The sequence below is a fragment of the Roseibium sp. TrichSKD4 genome (assembly GCF_000148725.1).
Lineage (GTDB): Bacteria > Pseudomonadota > Alphaproteobacteria > Rhizobiales > Stappiaceae > Roseibium.
Genome location: NZ_GL476320.1, coordinates 866503 through 883930, shown reverse-complemented (window position 1 = coordinate 883930; position 17428 = coordinate 866503). Strand labels below are relative to the sequence as shown.

Below are 17428 nucleotides of genomic sequence, written 5' to 3'. Positions count from 1 at the left end.
TGAAATGAGGTTAGTGGTCGTACGAAACGATGACCTTGTCAGTGAGAGGCGTGGACTGGCAGGACAGGACGTAGCCCTGTCGCACTTCGTAGTCCTCCAGCGCGTGGTTCACCGCCATTTCGACCTCACCTTCAATCACCTTGCAGCGACAAGTCGAGCAAACGCCCGCCTTGCAGGAATAAGGCACGTCGATTGTGTTGGCATGCGCCGCATCGACAACGCTCATATCTGCCTTGTCCATGGTGATGGTGCGCGTTGCGCCATCCAGCGTGATGGAGACCTCGGCTTCTCCGACAGCCGTGTCTGCTTTCTTGCTGACGGCGCGGGTCTTAGCCCTGCCCGGCTGGCTGGAGGCAAACAGCTCAAACTTGATCTGATCAGCGGAGAGTCCGTGCTCTTTCAAGCTATCGGAAATCGTGTGCATCAGCTCTTCGGGACCGCAGATAAAAGCTGTGTCAATGGATGACGGGTCGATCCACATCTTGAACAGCTGGCGCAGCTTCTCTGCATCGATCCGGCCTGTGAAAAGATCAATATCCTGCGCTTCTTTGCCAAGGATATGCAGGACAGAGAACCGGCCAAGATACTGGTTCTTCAAATCTTCCAGTTCCTCACGGAACATGATGGAACTGATTTGCCGGTTGGCATAGACCAGCGTGAAGCGGGAACCGGGCTCACGCGCCAGCGTTGTCTTGATGATTGAGAGGATCGGAGTGATACCCGATCCAGCGGCAAAGCCGACATAGTGCCGCTCTGTCGCAGAATCGAGATCGGTATGAAAGCGCCCCATCGGTGGCATGGCATCAACAACGTCGCCGGGCGCAAGGTTTTCATTGGCCCAGGTCGAAAAGGCGCCGCCGTCGACCCGTTTGATCCCAACCCGCAGAACTCCTTCGTCCTTGCCCGCGCAAATCGAGTAGGAGCGGCGCAATTCCTCGCCATCAAAGTCGCGCCGGAAGGTCAGGTACTGGCCTTGCACGAAGTCGAAGGCAGCCTTGTCCTCCTCGCGCGGCTTCAAGGTCACGACCACCGCATCGCGGGTGTCATGCTTAACGTCAGTTACTTCAAGCGGATGAAAACGTGCCATGCCAGATCACTCCGGTGCATCAAATGCATTTGAAATAGTCAAAGGGTTCAAGGCAGCTTTTGCAGCGATAGGCCGCCTTGCAGGGAGTGGAGCCGAACTGGCTCACCTTCTCCGTCTTAGTTGATCCGCAGCGCGGGCACTCAATCACCAGATTGCCCTGCCCCAGAAGACGGGAAGCGAGTGCAACAGTCTTGCCGTCCGCAGCTGTTCCGTCGACAGGTGGAGCAATGCCATAGGCCTTGAGCTTTTCCCGGCCTTCAGCGCTGATCCAGTCCGTGGTCCAGGCCGGAGAAAGCTGGCGTTCCAGCCGGATGTGTTCCACGCCGCGCTCCCGCAAGGCAGTCTCGATTTCCAGATTGATCAGCGTGGTTGCCGGGCAGCCGGAATAGGTTGGCGTGACAGTCACAATCAACGTTTCCCGATCCCACGCAACATCGCGGATGATCCCAAGATCGGTCAGCGAAATCACCGGAATTTCCGGATCAGGCACCTCGCCTAGCCAATCCCAGACTGTATCGAGCGCGACCTGCATCACCGCCGCCTACCAGGTTGCGCCCGGATAGGCGCGCTGCAGGAACTGCATTTCCGCCAGAATGTATCCAAGGTGTTCAGTATGAACGCCGCGCTTACCGCCCTTGTGAACATACCCCTCACCGGGAACGCTCAAGGTAGCTGCCCGCAGAACCTCGTCTACTGTTTGCCGCCAAGCCGCCTTCATATCTGCAGGATCGGGTCCGATACCGGCATCAGCAACAGCCTTGTCGACATCGTCACTAACGAACAGCTCACCCACATAGGGCCACAGATCGTCAAGCGCCGACTGCATGCGCCCATGGCTTTCCCCGTTTCCATCGCCAAGACGGATCACCAGATCAGCGGAGCGCTCCAGATGATAAGCAACTTCCTTGATCGCCTTGCCCGCGATTTCGACAACCCGTGGATCGCTGGATGTCTGCAGGGACTTCAAAAGCTCAAGATGGAAGGCATCGAACAGGAACTGGCGCATCAAGGTCTGGCCAAAGTCGCCATTCGGGCGCTCAAGCAGCAGGACATTGCGAAACCGTGATGCATCTCGCAAATACGCCAGATTGTCTGCCGTGCGGCCCTTGCCTTCAACTTCGCCGGCAAGACCGAGCCACAACTGCGTCTGACCGAGCAAATCAAGCGCGGTGTTCGCCATGGCGATATCTTCCTCCAGCACCGGAGAATGACCGCACCATTCAGACAGGCGATGGCCGAGGATCAGCGTGTTGTCACCGAGCCTCATCAGCCAGTCGGCATAAACCGCCGGATCAAGTGTGGTGAAGGCCACGGTCATTACATGTGCCCCACTTCTTCGGGAATATCGAAGAAGGTCGGATGCCGATAAACCTTGGAATTGGACGGCTCAAACAGCGGGCCCTTGTCCGAAGGACTGGAGGCGGTGATGTTGTTGGCTTCCACCACCCAGATCGACACGCCTTCGTTGCGACGGGTGTAAACGTCGCGGGCATTCTTGATCGCCATTTCCGCATCCGGTGCATGCAGGCTGCCCACGTGACGGTGGTTCAGCCCGTGCTGTCCGCGGATGAAAACTTCCCAAAGGGGCCATTCTTTTTTCATCGGATCTCTCCCAAAGTCACCGCCGCCGGGCCTTTTGCACAGTGTGTTGTTATGGTTGTGTCGATGGGGCCCGGCGTCAGTGGTCCTATTCCGCGGCCAGCTTTGCTGCGGATTGTTTCTCTGCATGGGCCATCAGCCCGTCCCGGAACCATGCTCCATCGTCCCACGCCTTCACGCGGGCGCCGAGCCGTTCCTTGTTGCACGGGCCATTGCCCTTGATCACTTCGAAGAACTCGGTCCAGTCCGGCTCGGAGAAGTCGTAACCACCCTTCTCCTCGTTCCACTTCAAGTTCTCGTCCGGAATGGTGAGACCAAGATATTTGGCCTGCGGCACCGTCTGATCGACAAACTTCTGGCGAAGTTCGTCATTGGTGTTGATCTTGATCTTCCACGCCATGGACTGGGCGGAATGCACAGAGTCTTTGTCTGACGGGCCGAACATCATCAATGACGGATACCAGAAGCGGTTCAGGGCATCCTGAGCCATGTCCTTTTGCTCTTCCGTGCCGAAAGCCATCTTCATCATGATGTCGTAGCCTTGGCGCTGGTGGAAGCTTTCTTCCTTGCAGATGCGGATCATCGCGCGACTGTAAGGCCCATAGGATGTCCGCTGGAGCGGCACCTGGTTCATAATCGCAGCGCCATCAACCAGCCAGCCGACCGCACCAATATCGGCCCAGTTCAGCGTCGGATAATTGAAAATGGAAGAGTATTTCATATCGCCGGAATGAAGCTTTTCCAAAAGCTCGTCACGGCTGACACCGAGGGTCTCGGCGGCGCAGTAAAGATAAAGGCCATGACCGGCCTCATCCTGAACCTTGGCCAGCAAAATAGCCTTGCGCTCAAGCGTCGGGGCGCGGGTGATCCAGTTGCCTTCCGGCAGCTGACCGACAATTTCGGAATGGGCGTGCTGACCAATCTGACGAACGAGCGTCTTGCGATAGCCATCCGGCATCCACTCTTTGGGCTCGATTTTCTCGCCGCGATCAATACGCTCCTGAAAAGCGCGCTCTTCAGGGCTCATATCTTCCAGAGACTGCACACCTTTACCGGTGGACTTCACCATTTGCGCGTACATGTTCACTCCCTCCTCAAGGCGGAGCGGCAATACCCCTCCAAACCAGACCCTTGGCACTTCCCGCAGGATGCCAATCCTGCCAAGGTCCCACAAGCGCCGAACGCCGTGCCGATAAGCAAAAGCCGCCAATCACCGACCGGTCGGTCACTTTATACATCAGAAAACATCACAAGAAAAGAGGAATTAAGAACTTCTTTGTGATGTTTAGAGCGATGAGAATTCGTCTGATGCCATTTTGGTCAGACTTTCAGAGGTTTGCGAGGCGCTTGCGAACTGCGTCGGTCACTGATGGCAAGTTGCCATTTCCATCTTCAAACACGCGCCCGATATAGAGGTCGGCCGCCTCAGACAAGAATCGATAAAGCTTGACAAACAGCTGATAAGCGCGTTCGCCCACCCAATCTTCGGGCAAGAATTCGGCAGGCAATCTTGGGTCCTTGAGCAAGATCGCACGGAAAGCGTGCACCATTGCCAACCTTAGATGAAGTGCGGTTGCCCCTTCCAACTGAAGTGCCCCGTCAATCCTTTTCCCAAGCGGCTGATAACGGTCAATGAAGGCTTCATATTGGTCCACATAAGACTTGAGATCCCAACGCTCGGCCAGAAAGCGATGTAATTCCGGTGAGTTTTGCTCAGGGCTTGCCATAAACCCGACAGCATCTGAAACTAGTCCTTCTGTCGTTCCACGGTCTGGCCCAATCCAGCCGCCCTGCCCGATTGATACATAGCCGAGGCTTTGCGCCTGCTTCTCTTTGTCCTCCGGGAGATTGAACAGAAACTTGAAGCCACTTGTCTGCGATGCAGGCCCAAACAGGACGCGCGCCGCTTCCATATATTCAGACCGCGCCTCTTTGGTCAGGCGGTAGTAGCTGCGCCGCCCTTCCCGCTCACCGACCAATTGTCCGGCACTCACCAAACGCGAAACGGCTGTGCGGACAAGAGATTCGCTGATCCCGAAATGCCCACACACTTCAATCAAATTGCCCATCCAGAGGACACCGCCTCGCGGCTCCACGACATCACCATAAATCGTCACGATAAAGCTCGCCGACTTGGGCGGGGTTGGCCCCATCATGTCTGAGATCATTTCGGAGAGGTGCAAAATAGAATGTCCAGCGCTGTTCAAATTCAAAAAGGCATGTCCGTTCTATCTGGCAATTCAAAAACTAAGCAACCATTCGATTCGAAACTCTTGCATCGAAAAAAATCAATGTTATACAATAACAAGTAACATCATAACATTTTTGGAGCCTGCTTTGCGCCCGTTTAGCCGACCATCCAGCGCGAATTCTCGCGCGTCTGTTTTGAAATCCTGCACAGCACTTGCCGCGTTTTCACTGGTGATGACCCCACTTGCAGCGGCACAGGCTGACAGCCCGACCGTTGTCACGTCCATCAAACCCGTTCATTCGCTGGTGTCAGCAGTGATGCAAGGTGTTGGCGAACCGACATTGTTGATCGATGGCGCGAATTCACCGCATGGCTACGCCTTGAAGCCGTCGCAAGCAGGTGCACTGCAAGACGCAGATATCGTTTTCTGGATTGGCGAAGATCTGGCACCCTCTTTGAAAAAGCCGATTGATACGCTTTCGACCAAGGCAACTGTCGTTGAACTGATGGATACCAAAGGGATTTCCCACCTCGATTTCCGTGAGGGCGCGACTTTTGAAGCCCACGACCATGGTGACGAAGACCATGATGGGCATGACCATAATCATGAGAAACATACAGATCACAAGCATGACGACCATGATCACGATCATGAGAAACATACAGATCACAAGCACGACGACCATGATCACGATGATGAGAAGTATGCAGAACACAAGCATGATGACCATGGGCATGACCATGGCGGCAAGGACCCGCATATTTGGCTTAACCCGGACAACGGGAAAGCCATGCTGAAAACAATCAGCGCAACATTGAGCGAAGCGGACCCGAACAATGCTGCTTTGTATCAAAAAAACGCAGATGCTATGAGCACGGCTCTGGACAATCTTTCAGCGGAAATCGAAGGTTCAATGAAGAACTTGGAAAACACCGGGTTCATCGTTTTCCATGATGCCTATCATCATTTTGAACACAGATATGATGTGGAGGCCGCTGGCGCGATCACACTGTCCCCGGAAACAGCACCGAGCGCTGATCGTGTAACGGAAATTCGGGCGACGATCTCCGAAATCGGCGCACGTTGCGTTTTCTCTGAGCCGCAGTTTGAGCCAAAGATCGTCGCAACCGTCATCGAAGGCACCGGCGCAAAAACGGCAACTCTTGACCCACTTGGAGCAAATCTTGCCAATGGGCCGGACCTTTATCCGCAACTGATTGCAAACCTGGCAAAAAGCCTGAAAGACTGTTTGGCATCTTCCAGCTGACAAAAAAGGCGCTGCGACATTCCTCGCAGCGCCTTCTTTCTATACGGCAATCCCTATTTGAGCTGAACTTACGGCCCAGACCCTAACTGCGCGCGCTGGCGCGGCTGTCGTCTGTTTTCTTAAGTGCCTTCAAAAGGTGTCGATCACGATCATAGACATCCGCGAAATATTCGACCTGACCGGCATCATTCGGCCAAGCGGTGAAATACGACACATAAACAGGAAGATCGCCTTCCACACGCTCTTGCCGGTTTTTCCCCTTGGCGATTTGCTGAGACACATAATCTTTCGATTTGCCAAGCACGGCAGCAGCCATCGCCTTCGGGTCATGTAAGCGCACGCATCCATGGCTATAGGCACGTGTGTCCTTGTTGAACAGGCTCTTGGCAGGCGTGTCATGCATGTAAATATGGTGTTTGTTGGGGAACAGGATTTTCACCACACCAAGTGCGTTTTTGGCTCCCGGATACTGCCGGACATTGATACTTTGCTGCCGGGATGCAACCGCATACCAGTTCACATTGGCGGACGAGACTTTTCGGCCTGACGGAGTTGTCACCTCATACCCAGCCTGATCCAGATAATAGGGATTAGCCGCCAATTTCGGGATCATTTCATTGACGATAATGGAGTACGGCACTCCCCAGTAGGGGTTGTACTCAACGATCTCGACATTGTCGTAGAAGAAGTTGGTCTGGTTGGACTTCTTGCCAACGACCACCCGCATGGAAAGTGGCAAGCTGCTCCCTTCATAGAAGGTCGCCGTGAAGGCTGGCTGATTGATGAAAACCCGCCGTTCCCCAAGCTCATCCGGCAACCAGCGCCGACGCTCCATCGCCAGTTCAATCTTGGCAATCTTGGCCGCGTTGGTCTCGCCAACCATCGCCCGGATAGTGTTCTTTCCAACAATTCCGTCGGCTGCGAGCTTGTTTTCCTTTTGGAAGCCTTTCACCAGATTGGCGATTTCTTGAGAATAAAGGTTTTCACCAGTGTAGGAGACAAGCAGTTTCATATGCTTTTCGCGAAGCGCATCAGAGCCGTTCTTTCGAATGGCAGCGACAATGTTCTTCACTTCCGGGCTGGACCGCCCGACCTTCAGGAAGGTGCCTGGAGCAATGACAATCGCATCTTCTTCCTCATCCTCCGCACGCAGCTTTGCCAACTCTGACTGAAGCTCAGAAAAAACATCATCCTGCGGCTGGTGAGCCTTCATGGCGACCTTCACATCAGTCGATGCCTGCACATCCCGAAGAGACGCTACAAGATCGACCTCGGCGCGCGGCAAGTCATGATATTCTGACAGCCGGTTCGGATCGATACGGCCACGTTCTGCATCGAGTATATAAGTCAGAACAGCAGCAGACAGTTCCATCTCAAAGGCCATCGCCGCAGCAGCACGCGGATCGACGGGCGCTTCATCTGCATCAGAACCGGATATCGGGATCAACGAGACGGGCTTCAGCAAACCAACTGAATAATCTTCCGGGTCAAGGCCGAACCTGTCTGCGTCCTCAAGAGCTTCCAACGCAGCCAAAGCCTTTGGGTTGATCTCTCCGTCTGTCGACCAAAGGAAATCCGGATGTTCGCGGTAATAAGCTTCCAACGCCTCGCCAACCTCCGGCAAAGCCTTGAAACGCAGCTCTTTGAGCGCGGGCCGCGCCTTGTCAAAAGCCGTCAGGACCGGAAGCGGTTTTTCTGCCTCTCTAATCTGGCCTTCAAGATCGGACGTCACTTCGGTGGCTTCGCTGGATTGGACAGCTGCCGTGGTCACCTTGGCGAGAGATGCAAGGGAGACTGTTTTCCAAGCATCGGGCTTGTAGGTGAAAATCTTGGGCGCTGAAACTTTGTATTTGACGGCCGTCTTGCGCTTTGCTTGCGCCTCGCGCGCCTTGAGTTCTTCCAGCCGCTTTTCCTTCGGCGTGAACAGGCGTTGCAGGAAGTTCTGCGCAGAAGCATCACTCGCAGACAGGCCGACAAAACCACCCGACAACATGGTTGCCATCAACAATACGGCAAGCGGGGATTTCACGTTGGATTTTGCTTCACCGGATTTAGCGAGCTTGTTCTCGGACCGGAGGCTGGAAACATTCATGTGATTAAGGCTCTTTGAGGTTCGTTCGCGCGGCATTTCAATGGGTCGGATCATTTATTGGCTAACCGGCTCGCATTTCCAAAACACCACGTTTGGTATCAACATTTGCCCACCTTCATTCCCTGCCCATGAAAGCGAACTGCATTCGTGATTCAGACAATACTATATCAGCGCCCGACAAGAGGTTAAGAGATTTCCCGCGTCCTTAGCATCCAAATCACTGATCTGTGATCATCGGTGGTGAAATTGCCTTCCGTAAGGCAAGGTTGCAAGGCCAATCAGCAGTGTCGAGACAAAATAAACAAAGAAAAAGGCCGGGAATACCGACCTCTCTCTGCTTGCATGAATGCATGTTCGGGACCGCTTAGAACGGAATTTCGTCGTCCATCGGTCCACCGCCGCCTTGGCCGCCACCACCAAAGCCGCCGCCTCCGCCGCCATATCCACCACCGGAGGAGCCCCCGCTGAAACTGCCACCCTGGCCACCACCGCCGCCAAAGCTGCCGCCGCCTTGAGAACCTCCGCCAAACCCACCGCCGCTATAGTCTGGCAGATTGCCACCACCGCCACCTTCGCCGCGGCCATCGAGCATGGTCAGATTCGAGTTAAAGCCCTGCAAAACAACTTCGGTGGAATACCGGTCCTGACCGTTCTGATCCTGCCACTTGCGTGTCTGCAGCTGTCCTTCCAGATAAACCTTGGAACCCTTGCGTAGAAACTGCTCTGCCACCTTGCACAGACCTTCGGAGAAAATCACCACTCGGTGCCACTCTGTACGCTCACGGCGTTCGCCGGAGTTCCGATCCCGCCAACTCTCAGAGGTTGCCACACTGAGGTTGGCGATCGGGCGCCCGTCCTGCGTACGACGAATTTCCGGGTCAGCCCCCAAATTTCCAACGAGAATTACTTTGTTGACGCTGCCCGCCATCCTGCGCTCCTGTTCGTCCAACATGGCTGGTCAAAGTGACCAAACTGCCATGCCGTGATTTTTCCAGCCTCTGCCATAGGGCTGCACTTCAGATGCCGAACCTAACGCCTTCGTCGAACAACGCCGATCCTTTTCCGTCGCTCCTCCTTCTTTTCCACAATCGGACGCAACAGCGCGGCACAGATTTCGGCCTGCAACCAGACTTCATGTTCATGCTTTGTACTGTAATCTACACATTTACGAACGATAGGCAATGATTTTCGCCTGCACAGGCAACGTCGTTCTTGTTATGTTCCTTAGTTTTAGATACGATCCAGAAAATCCGATTAAAATTGAGTCGCTTTGCCGACTGGAACAACCGGTCCCGAATGCTATATCGACGTGCTGTGCTCCTGTTATGCGGAGCGCCAACGCTGCCTTTCGGCACCACTGTAAACTGGGCGGAGAACCTACCCCATGGCACCCAAAAAGTCAGACAGAGCTTCGAAGGTCCTTCTGGAAGCCGATCCGACACGTGTCATTTCCGTTCGCGGTGCACGGGAGCACAACCTCAAAGGCGTTGATCTGGATCTTCCGCGAGACAAGTTGATCGTGATGACCGGGCTGTCCGGATCGGGAAAATCTTCGCTGGCGTTCGATACTATCTATGCTGAAGGTCAGCGCCGGTATGTAGAAAGCCTGTCTGCCTACGCTCGCCAATTTCTGGAAATGATGCAAAAGCCGGATGTCGATCAGATCGACGGCCTTTCCCCGGCAATTTCCATCGAGCAAAAAACGACGTCGCGCAACCCACGCTCAACAGTCGGTACGGTCACTGAAATCTACGACTACATGCGCCTGTTGTTCGCCAGAGTAGGTATTCCTTATTCTCCTGCAACCGGCCTTCCTATTGAAAGTCAAACCGTCAGTCAGATGGTTGACCGCGTTTTGGAGCTTGAAGAAGGATCCCGCCTGTACTTGCTGGCGCCGATCGTGCGGGGCCGTAAAGGCGAATACAAAAAAGAACTCGCCGAACTCATGAAGAAGGGTTTTCAGCGGGTCAAGATTGACGGCGAATTCCATGAAATTGCCGACGCCCCTGCACTCGACAAGAAATTCAAGCACGATATTGATGTTGTCGTGGACCGGATTGTCGTGCGCGAGGATATCGCAGGGCGACTGGCTGACTCCATGGAAACGGCATTGAAACTAGCAGACGGCATCGCCGTTGCCGAATTCGCGGACAAAAAGGATGAAAAAGGCGCTCCTGAACGGCTGATTTTCTCTGAAAAATTCGCCTGCCCAGTATCCGGGTTTACAATTTCGGAAATCGAACCACGTCTGTTTTCATTCAACAACCCGTTCGGCGCCTGCCCGACCTGCGATGGACTTGGCACGACCCTCGCCTTTGAAGACGACCTTGTCGTGCCAGATCAAACGCTATCCTTGCGCGAAGGTGCTGTGCTGCCTTGGGCGAAAACTGGCTCTACTTCGCCGTATTACACGCAAACTCTCGAGGCCCTTACCCGTCATTATGATATCTCCATGGCGACCCCATGGAAGGAACTGCCAACCGAGTTTCAGAAAACTGTCTTGCATGGCACTGGCAAGCAAAAAATCGAATTCGTTTATGACGATGGCGTGCGCAGCTATCGCACAGAAAAGACGTTTGAGGGCGTCATTGGCAACATTGAACGCCGGTGGCGCGAAACAGAATCCACCTGGGTTCGCGAAGAACTGTCACGCTTCCAGTCAGACCACGCCTGCCCCGCTTGCCAAGGCTATCGCCTGAAGCCGGAAGCGCTTGCCGTCAAGATCGCGGATCGGCACATCGGCCATGCGTCACAGCTGAGCATTCGCGACGCGAATGCGTGGTTCGACACATTGCCGGATAAGCTGACGGACAAGCAGCAGGAAATTGCAGGGCGCATCCTGAAGGAAATCCGAGAACGGCTGAAATTCCTGAACGATGTTGGCCTTGAGTATCTAACGCTGTCCCGCGGATCTGGCACTTTGTCCGGCGGTGAAAGTCAGCGGATCCGGCTCGCCTCCCAAATCGGATCTGGCTTAACCGGCGTTTTGTATGTCTTGGACGAACCTTCCATCGGTCTTCATCAACGCGACAATGCGCGCCTTCTTGAAACGCTCAAACACCTTCGCGATCTGGGCAACACCGTGATTGTCGTGGAGCATGATGAAGACGCCGTTCTGACGGCGGACTATGTGGTGGATGTAGGGCCCGGTGCAGGCATTCACGGTGGGCAAATTGTTGCGCAGGGCTCACCGCAAGATGTGATGGCAAATCCGAAGTCTCTAACCGGGCAGTATCTGTCAGGTGCGCAATTGATCCCCCAGCCTGAGGAACGCAGAAAGCCAAAGAAAGCCCGCAAGCTTTCGGTGGTAGGTGCCAGAGGCAATAACCTGAAAGACGTTTCGGTAGATATCCCTTTGGGAACCTTTACCTGCGTCACCGGTGTATCAGGCGGCGGAAAATCAACGTTCCTGATCGACACCCTATTCAAGGCCGCGGCGCGCAGGCTGAATGGAGCGCGCGACAACCCTGCCCCGCACGATCGCATTGACGGGCTGGAACTTTTGGACAAGGTAATTGATATCGACCAATCCCCAATTGGACGAACACCACGCTCCAACCCGGCCACCTACACCGGTGCTTTTACGCCAATCCGTGAATGGTTCGCTGGAATGCCGGAGGCGAAAGCCCGTGGATACGCGCCGGGTCGCTTTTCCTTCAATGTGAAAGGCGGCCGCTGCGAAGCCTGCCAGGGGGACGGCGTCATCAAGATTGAAATGCACTTCCTGCCGGATGTGTATGTGACCTGCGATGTTTGTAACGGAAAACGCTACAATCGCGAAACACTGGAAGTCCAGTTCAAGGGTAAATCGATCGCCGATGTCCTCGACATGACGGTTGAAGAAGCCGCCAACTTCTTTTCAGCTGTGCCCGCTGTTCGCGACAAGATGGAGACACTCGCCCGTGTTGGTCTTGGCTACATCAAGGTTGGCCAACAGGCGACGACGCTATCTGGTGGTGAGGCGCAGAGGGTCAAACTGGCGAAGGAACTCTCGCGCCGCTCGACAGGTCGTACGCTTTATATTCTGGACGAACCAACCACCGGCCTGCATTTTCACGATGTCGAAAAACTTCTGGAAGTGCTGCATGAACTGGTGGACCAAGGCAACTCTGTGTTGGTGATTGAGCACAATCTTGAGGTCATCAAGACGGCCGACTGGATTGTTGATCTTGGCCCAGAGGGTGGAGACGGAGGTGGTACAATCGTGGCCACCGGACGTCCGGAAGACGTTGCAACCGTCCCGGAAAGCTATACTGGACAGTTCCTGAAAGAACTTTTGGAACGCCGTCCACAAGCAAAGGTCACTGCGGCAGAATGACGCCGCAGTGCACAAAAGGGCTTAAAACTTTCATTTTTAACGAGTATATACCGTCTTTTTCGCGGTTTTCCAAAATTTATTTGATGCATTGCACAAAATGCATGACAGACATGCGCCCGCAGGGCTTCAAAGGTTTGAATTCGCGAACTAGATATTGGTCATCGCAAAGACGAACGGGCCACACGCAAGATTGGCCGTCTGTCAAGAGAGTAAAATGTTTGGATCTGTTATCCGCAGATACAACAACTGGAAGAAAGTTCGCAGAGCAGTTGATGAGCTGTCCAGCCTGTCACCTCGGGAACTGAGCGATCTGGGAATTACTCGCAGCGAAATAGATTTCGTGGCCCGTCGCAAAAGCGATTAAGCGTCACTATATGAGGATCGTGTTCCGAGGCTACCTCCTCCTCCCAAGCCGAAGAACACGTTTGAGGCAAGAACTCCTCCTCCCAATCTTGCCTCTGAATAACGTCACCCGCCGGTACCTCCTCCCACCGGCGGGTGACGTTTTTCTGGACCAGAAATTTGCAATCCAAATAAAAACACCCAGAAAATTCAACTTGCCGTGTAACTTCGTGCAACATGCAAACAAACACGTTGTAACTTTGACGAAGCACAAGGTTCTGAGGCCATATTAACTATTTGGTGACTTGCATTTTTGGCAGAGCTGACTTGCAGAAGGCCTACTACCTAATCGTTTTAAACAGTCTTATCTTATGATCATTCGAAAGGAACGGGCCAGACGCCGACACGCGGTGCCATGGCCATAAGATAGAAAGGCCTTAACCATGTTGGACTCTGTTGTACGCTCTTACCAAAACTGGAAACGTTACCGCTCAACTTATGACGAGCTGTCCCGCCTCAGCAATCGTGAGCTGGACGACCTCGGCATCAGCCGTGCAGACATCTCCACCGTTGCACGCGGCGCGATGAAGTAATGTGCGCTTGAGGGTGATGAGCGCGGCACCTGCCAGCAGCCCACTCTCCTCTGCCGCGGCCATGAAGACGAATTGAATTCGCCTGCACCATGGCCAGATGCAGACCAAAAACACTCACCGGTCCTCCCCCGGTGGGTGTTTTTCTTTATGCGCTGATAAAAATCAGCAGCAGTTTCTCCCGCCCCGCTGGCTTCATACCCATTGCTGCCCACCGCATCTAGCTGATATCAGGAGGGCAATTATCAGCGTTAGCTGGATGGGCTTTGCCCAAAAACACATCAAGGATCAAAAGAATGAAACCCATCCATGTGGTTGGCGGTGGTTTGGCTGGATCGGAAGCGGCCTGGCAGATCGCAAAACGCGGCATCCCGGTTGTTCTTCACGAAATGCGGCCAGTTCGCAAAACTGATGCCCATAAGACCGAAGGATTGGCAGAACTGGTTTGCTCCAACTCATTCCGCTCTGATGATTCAGAACAAAACGCGGTCGGTCTGATCCACAATGAGCTCCGGAAAACAGGTTCTCTGATTATGGCCAGCGCCGATGCAAATCAGGTACCTGCCGGGAGCGCTCTCGCCGTGGACCGTGACGGATTTTCAGACGCGGTTTCAAAAGCGCTCCAAGACCATCCCCTGATCACAATTGAACGCGAGGAAATCGCAGGGCTTCCACCAGAAGACTGGGACAGCGTTATCATTGCCACCGGACCACTTACATCTCCGGCTTTGTCGGAAGCTGTCTTGGCGAAGAGCGGTGAAGACGCCCTAGCTTTCTTTGATGCGATTGCTCCAATCGTTCATTTCGAGAGCGTCAATCTGGAAAAAGCCTGGTTTCAATCGCGTTACGACAAGGTCGGCCCAGGCGGGACCGGCAAGGACTATCTCAACTGCCCGATGGACAAGGACCAGTATGAGGCCTTCATTGACGCTCTGATCAGCGGAGATACGACCGACTTCAAGGAATGGGAAGAAAACACGCCCTATTTTGATGGCTGTCTCCCAATCGAGGTAATGGCCGCTCGTGGCCGGGAAACGTTGCGCCATGGCCCCATGAAACCGATGGGACTCACAAATGCGCACAATCCGGATGTGAAGCCCTATGCTGTGGTGCAGCTTCGGCAAGATAATGCGCTCGGCACGCTGTACAACATGGTCGGTTTTCAGACAAAACTTCGTTACGGCGCTCAGGCAGATATTTTCCGGATGATTCCGGGCCTTGAAGATGCGCAATTCGCTCGTCTTGGCGGCCTACACCGCAACACCTTTTTAAACTCACCGAAAGTCTTGGATGAAACGCTGAAACTGAAGGCCGAACCGCGGCTGCGGTTTGCCGGGCAGATCACAGGCTGTGAGGGTTACGTGGAATCAGCCAGCGTTGGGTGCATGACCGGTATTTTTGCGGCAATGGAGCGACTTGGTCAGCCCATTACAACACCGCCGCAGACAACAGCCATGGGCGCGCTTTTAAGCCATATCACCGGTGGGCACCTTGTTCACGAGGAAAGCGGTAAGCCGCGCTCATTCCAACCAATGAACGTTAACTTCGGCTTGTTCCCCCCTGTAGAAGCACCGAAGACCGACGAGAACGGCAAACGGATCAAGGGAAAAGACAAATCTCGCGCCAAGAAACTGGCCATGACCACGCGCGCGAAGGCCGATTTTGCAGCCTGGTTTGCCGATCTCGCTCCGGCAGAAGCTGCCGAATGAGCTGATAACCTCAAAGCCCGGAAAGACCTTTCCGGGCTTTTCGCCAATAAATCCATTGCCGGCGAAGTTTGGAGAGTTCACTCAAACTCTGCAAAGCCTGATCCGATGATTTTTCCAGCTCCACCAAGTAAGGATCAACGAGAGCCAGCGGCAAGTAGGCGGCGGCTACATTTTCAGGAACATCATGCAAGTTTTCGCGAACGCGCTTCATATGATGGCGTGCATGTTCGCGCAGCTCGGAAAGAGCTGAGGACAGCTCCAGGGTAGACTGGCCCTGAAAAACTGTTTCCATATCAACATTGTGACGATTTAAAAGGTCTGAGGGCAAAAACACCTGCCGCCTTGATGCGTGATAGGGCAATGCCCGCATCAACCCGGTAAGCGCATAGGCAATGCCTGCATGGCCGGCGACTGTTGCTGTTCCCGCATCTTCCCCATTGTTCAAGATTAGGCTGGCAAGCTGAAACACCGCCGAAGTGGTTTCCCCCGCATACCCCTCAAGATCGTTGAGGCTCGGCATCGGATCATCATAAAGATCAAACACCCGCGCATCGATCATCGCTTCCAGAGCTGGAACAGGAAGCTTGTAAGTCTCAACAGTTGCTTTTAGCGCTGCGGCATTCGGATTTGCCGACACGTCCCCATGCCCCTCACCGCTCAGGAGGTCGCGCCACCACTGCAAACGAATTTCACCCGGCATCGGATCGCTGACCAATTGCCGAATGCGCGCGATCTCAGCATTGAACGTGTAAAGCGCAAACAGCCCCGGCCTATGCGCCTTGTCTGCAAAAAGGACAGTGAAATACCGGTTCCAGTCCAGTGTCCGCAAACTCTCGGCTGCATAGTCGAAATTCGTGTTCATCGCCCGCTTTCGCGTGTTTGAGACCCTTAGTCGACAGCTAGAAGCGCCGCTGCAACAGCCCTGTCATCTGACAGCAGAACATTGAATGTTCTGATTGCAGCACCCGTTGACATTGGATCTGCCAGAACCCCTGCCTCGCGGAACGCCTCTTTCAGTCTTTGGGCAGCGGCACCAGATCCGGACCGGTTCCAACGAGAAGAACCTCGATATCGGCAGCTTCTGCGAGGATTGATTAAACGCCTCAACAGAGAAGTCGGCTGGAGATTCGCGCTCAGCCGTAAATGCCACTGGGCACAGTGAAGATGGAACCACGGTGGGACATATCCGCGAAACGGAAGCCGCCACTGCCATAAGCATCAATCGGCGCCCGTCCCGGAAAATGTGCATCCCGTATTTCCATCAGGTTCCCTGAGCAGCTGCGGTATCGCCAGAAGACGCTTCCCCTTCTTCATCACCAGATGTGCCACCCGTGCGCAACTTCAAGATGATGAGAAACGGAGCCGCCAGGAAAATGGACGAATAGGTGCCGATCAGGATGCCGAAAATCATCGCGAGTGTGAATGATTGGATGACTTCACCACCAAAGACGTAAAGCGAAATCAGCGCTAGCAGGGTTGTGACAGAGGTCAAAACCGTCCGTGAGAGCGTCTGGTTGATGGAAAGATCCAGAAGATCTGGCAAATCCATTTTCTTGTATTTGCGCAAGTTCTCCCGGATCCGGTCATAGACCACCACAGTGTCGTTCAGCGAGTAGCCGATAATCGTCAACACCGCCGCAATCGATGACAGCGAGAAGTCGAGCTGTAGGACCACAAATAGCCCCACGGTTATGATCACGTCATTCGCCGTGGTCAGGATCGCACCAACCGCGAACTGCCATTCAAAGCGGAACCAGATGTAGAACAAGATCGCCAACAAAGATGCTGCAACCGCAATCGCACCAGCTTGCGCAAGTTCACCAGAAACACGCGGACCAACAACTTCCACACGCCGGAAATCATAGCCGTCTTCGGCAAACAGCGTCCGTATCTTGCCAACAACAGCCTGCTGGGCAAGTTCGCCGCCCGGCTGTTCCTCAACGCGGATCAGGACTTCATCCTCTCCACCGAACTGCTGCACCTGAACATCCCCGAGGTTCAGCGTCCCCAGATCAGTTCTGATTTTTCCGATATCAGCAGCGCCCTCTGTCTTAATTTCGACAATGGTGCCGCCCTTGAAGTCGATGCCGTAGTTCAGGCCAACTGTTACGAACAGCGCAATGGAGGCGATGACAAGGACAATCGACAGCGGAAAGCTGACAGACCGCAACCACATGAAGCGGAATTTTGTGTTGTCCGGTACCAAACGGAGCAAAGCCATATTCTGTCTCC

General features: G+C 54.1%; 15 protein-coding genes and 1 pseudogene. 5 read left to right on the top strand and 11 right to left on the bottom strand.

Features of this window, described 5'->3' with window-relative positions; translation table 11 throughout:
- Window positions 1-10: 10 nt before the first annotated feature.
- From paaE to TRICHSKD4_RS24870, 6 genes are all read right to left on the bottom strand, one after another.
- Window positions 11-1087, bottom strand: a complete 1077-nt coding sequence (gene paaE, locus TRICHSKD4_RS24895; RefSeq protein ID WP_009760033.1) for a 1,2-phenylacetyl-CoA epoxidase subunit PaaE — start codon at window positions 1085-1087, stop codon at window positions 11-13.
- 19 nt (window positions 1088-1106) lie between these two features.
- A complete protein-coding gene (gene paaD, locus TRICHSKD4_RS24890; protein WP_009760032.1) occupies window positions 1107-1619 on the bottom strand; it encodes a 1,2-phenylacetyl-CoA epoxidase subunit PaaD in 513 nt (170 codons plus the stop codon).
- Between the two features lie 9 nt (window positions 1620-1628).
- On the bottom strand, window positions 1629-2405 hold the full coding sequence (gene paaC / locus TRICHSKD4_RS24885) for a 1,2-phenylacetyl-CoA epoxidase subunit PaaC (RefSeq protein ID WP_009760031.1): 777 nt from the start codon (window positions 2403-2405) through the stop codon (window positions 1629-1631).
- Window positions 2405-2689 (bottom strand): 1,2-phenylacetyl-CoA epoxidase subunit PaaB, encoded by a 285-nt coding sequence (gene paaB, locus TRICHSKD4_RS24880; protein WP_009760030.1) that lies wholly within the window; start codon window positions 2687-2689, stop codon window positions 2405-2407. The genes paaC and paaB overlap by 1 nt, the downstream gene beginning before the upstream one ends.
- A gap of 85 nt (window positions 2690-2774) precedes the next feature.
- Entirely contained in the window at window positions 2775-3767 is a 993-nt protein-coding gene (paaA, locus tag TRICHSKD4_RS24875; protein ID WP_040617560.1) for a 1,2-phenylacetyl-CoA epoxidase subunit PaaA, read from the bottom strand.
- 247 nt (window positions 3768-4014) lie between these two features.
- Window positions 4015-4842 (bottom strand): PaaX family transcriptional regulator C-terminal domain-containing protein, encoded by an 828-nt coding sequence (locus TRICHSKD4_RS24870; RefSeq protein WP_208993174.1) that lies wholly within the window; start codon window positions 4840-4842, stop codon window positions 4015-4017.
- A gap of 181 nt (window positions 4843-5023) precedes the next feature.
- On the opposite strand from TRICHSKD4_RS24870, the gene TRICHSKD4_RS24865 reads away from it, so the two are divergent.
- Window positions 5024-6145 carry a zinc ABC transporter substrate-binding protein gene (locus TRICHSKD4_RS24865; protein WP_247642847.1) on the top strand — a complete coding sequence of 374 codons (1122 nt, stop codon included), beginning with the start codon at window positions 5024-5026 and terminating at the stop codon, window positions 6143-6145.
- An 82-nt stretch (window positions 6146-6227) separates the two neighbouring features.
- Here the strand turns inward: TRICHSKD4_RS24865 and TRICHSKD4_RS24860 are convergent, their stop codons facing one another.
- Together TRICHSKD4_RS24860 and TRICHSKD4_RS24855 are read right to left on the bottom strand one after the other, a co-directional pair.
- Window positions 6228-8291 carry a murein L,D-transpeptidase gene (locus TRICHSKD4_RS24860; protein WP_208993173.1) on the bottom strand — a complete coding sequence of 688 codons (2064 nt, stop codon included), beginning with the start codon at window positions 8289-8291 and terminating at the stop codon, window positions 6228-6230.
- 310 nt (window positions 8292-8601) lie between these two features.
- The gene (locus tag TRICHSKD4_RS24855) at window positions 8602-9165 is read right to left on the bottom strand and encodes a single-stranded DNA-binding protein (protein ID WP_009760025.1); all 564 of its coding nucleotides are present in this window, start codon (window positions 9163-9165) and stop codon (window positions 8602-8604) included.
- 456 nt (window positions 9166-9621) lie between these two features.
- On the opposite strand from TRICHSKD4_RS24855, the gene uvrA reads away from it, so the two are divergent.
- From uvrA to trmFO, 4 genes are all read left to right on the top strand, one after another.
- Window positions 9622-12555, top strand: a complete 2934-nt coding sequence (gene uvrA, locus TRICHSKD4_RS24850) for an excinuclease ABC subunit UvrA (protein WP_009760024.1) — start codon at window positions 9622-9624, stop codon at window positions 12553-12555.
- 214 nt (window positions 12556-12769) lie between these two features.
- Window positions 12770-12919, top strand: coding sequence for a DUF1127 domain-containing protein (locus TRICHSKD4_RS29750; RefSeq protein WP_009760023.1), 150 nt, complete (start codon window positions 12770-12772; stop codon window positions 12917-12919).
- Window positions 12920-13340: 421 nt separating this feature from the next.
- Window positions 13341-13490, top strand: a complete 150-nt coding sequence (locus tag TRICHSKD4_RS29745) for a DUF1127 domain-containing protein (protein WP_009760022.1) — start codon at window positions 13341-13343, stop codon at window positions 13488-13490.
- 293 nt (window positions 13491-13783) lie between these two features.
- A complete protein-coding gene (gene trmFO, locus TRICHSKD4_RS24840; protein ID WP_009760021.1) occupies window positions 13784-15196 on the top strand; it encodes a methylenetetrahydrofolate--tRNA-(uracil(54)-C(5))-methyltransferase (FADH(2)-oxidizing) TrmFO in 1413 nt (470 codons plus the stop codon).
- 10 nt (window positions 15197-15206) lie between these two features.
- Here trmFO and TRICHSKD4_RS24835 read toward each other — a convergent pair whose 3' ends face one another.
- The 3 genes and pseudogenes from TRICHSKD4_RS24835 to secF all read right to left on the bottom strand — a co-directional run bounded on the left by TRICHSKD4_RS24835 (window position 15207) and on the right by secF (window position 17417).
- Window positions 15207-16058 (bottom strand): phytoene/squalene synthase family protein, encoded by an 852-nt coding sequence (locus TRICHSKD4_RS24835; RefSeq protein ID WP_009760020.1) that lies wholly within the window; start codon window positions 16056-16058, stop codon window positions 15207-15209.
- Window positions 16059-16084: 26 nt separating this feature from the next.
- Window positions 16085-16458 (bottom strand): annotated as a pseudogene (locus TRICHSKD4_RS24830) (Mth938-like domain-containing protein).
- Window positions 16458-17417 carry a protein translocase subunit SecF gene (gene secF / locus TRICHSKD4_RS31850; protein WP_009760017.1) on the bottom strand — a complete coding sequence of 320 codons (960 nt, stop codon included), beginning with the start codon at window positions 17415-17417 and terminating at the stop codon, window positions 16458-16460. The pseudogene TRICHSKD4_RS24830 and the gene secF overlap by 1 nt, the downstream one beginning before the upstream one ends.
- Window positions 17418-17428 lie beyond the last annotated feature (11 nt).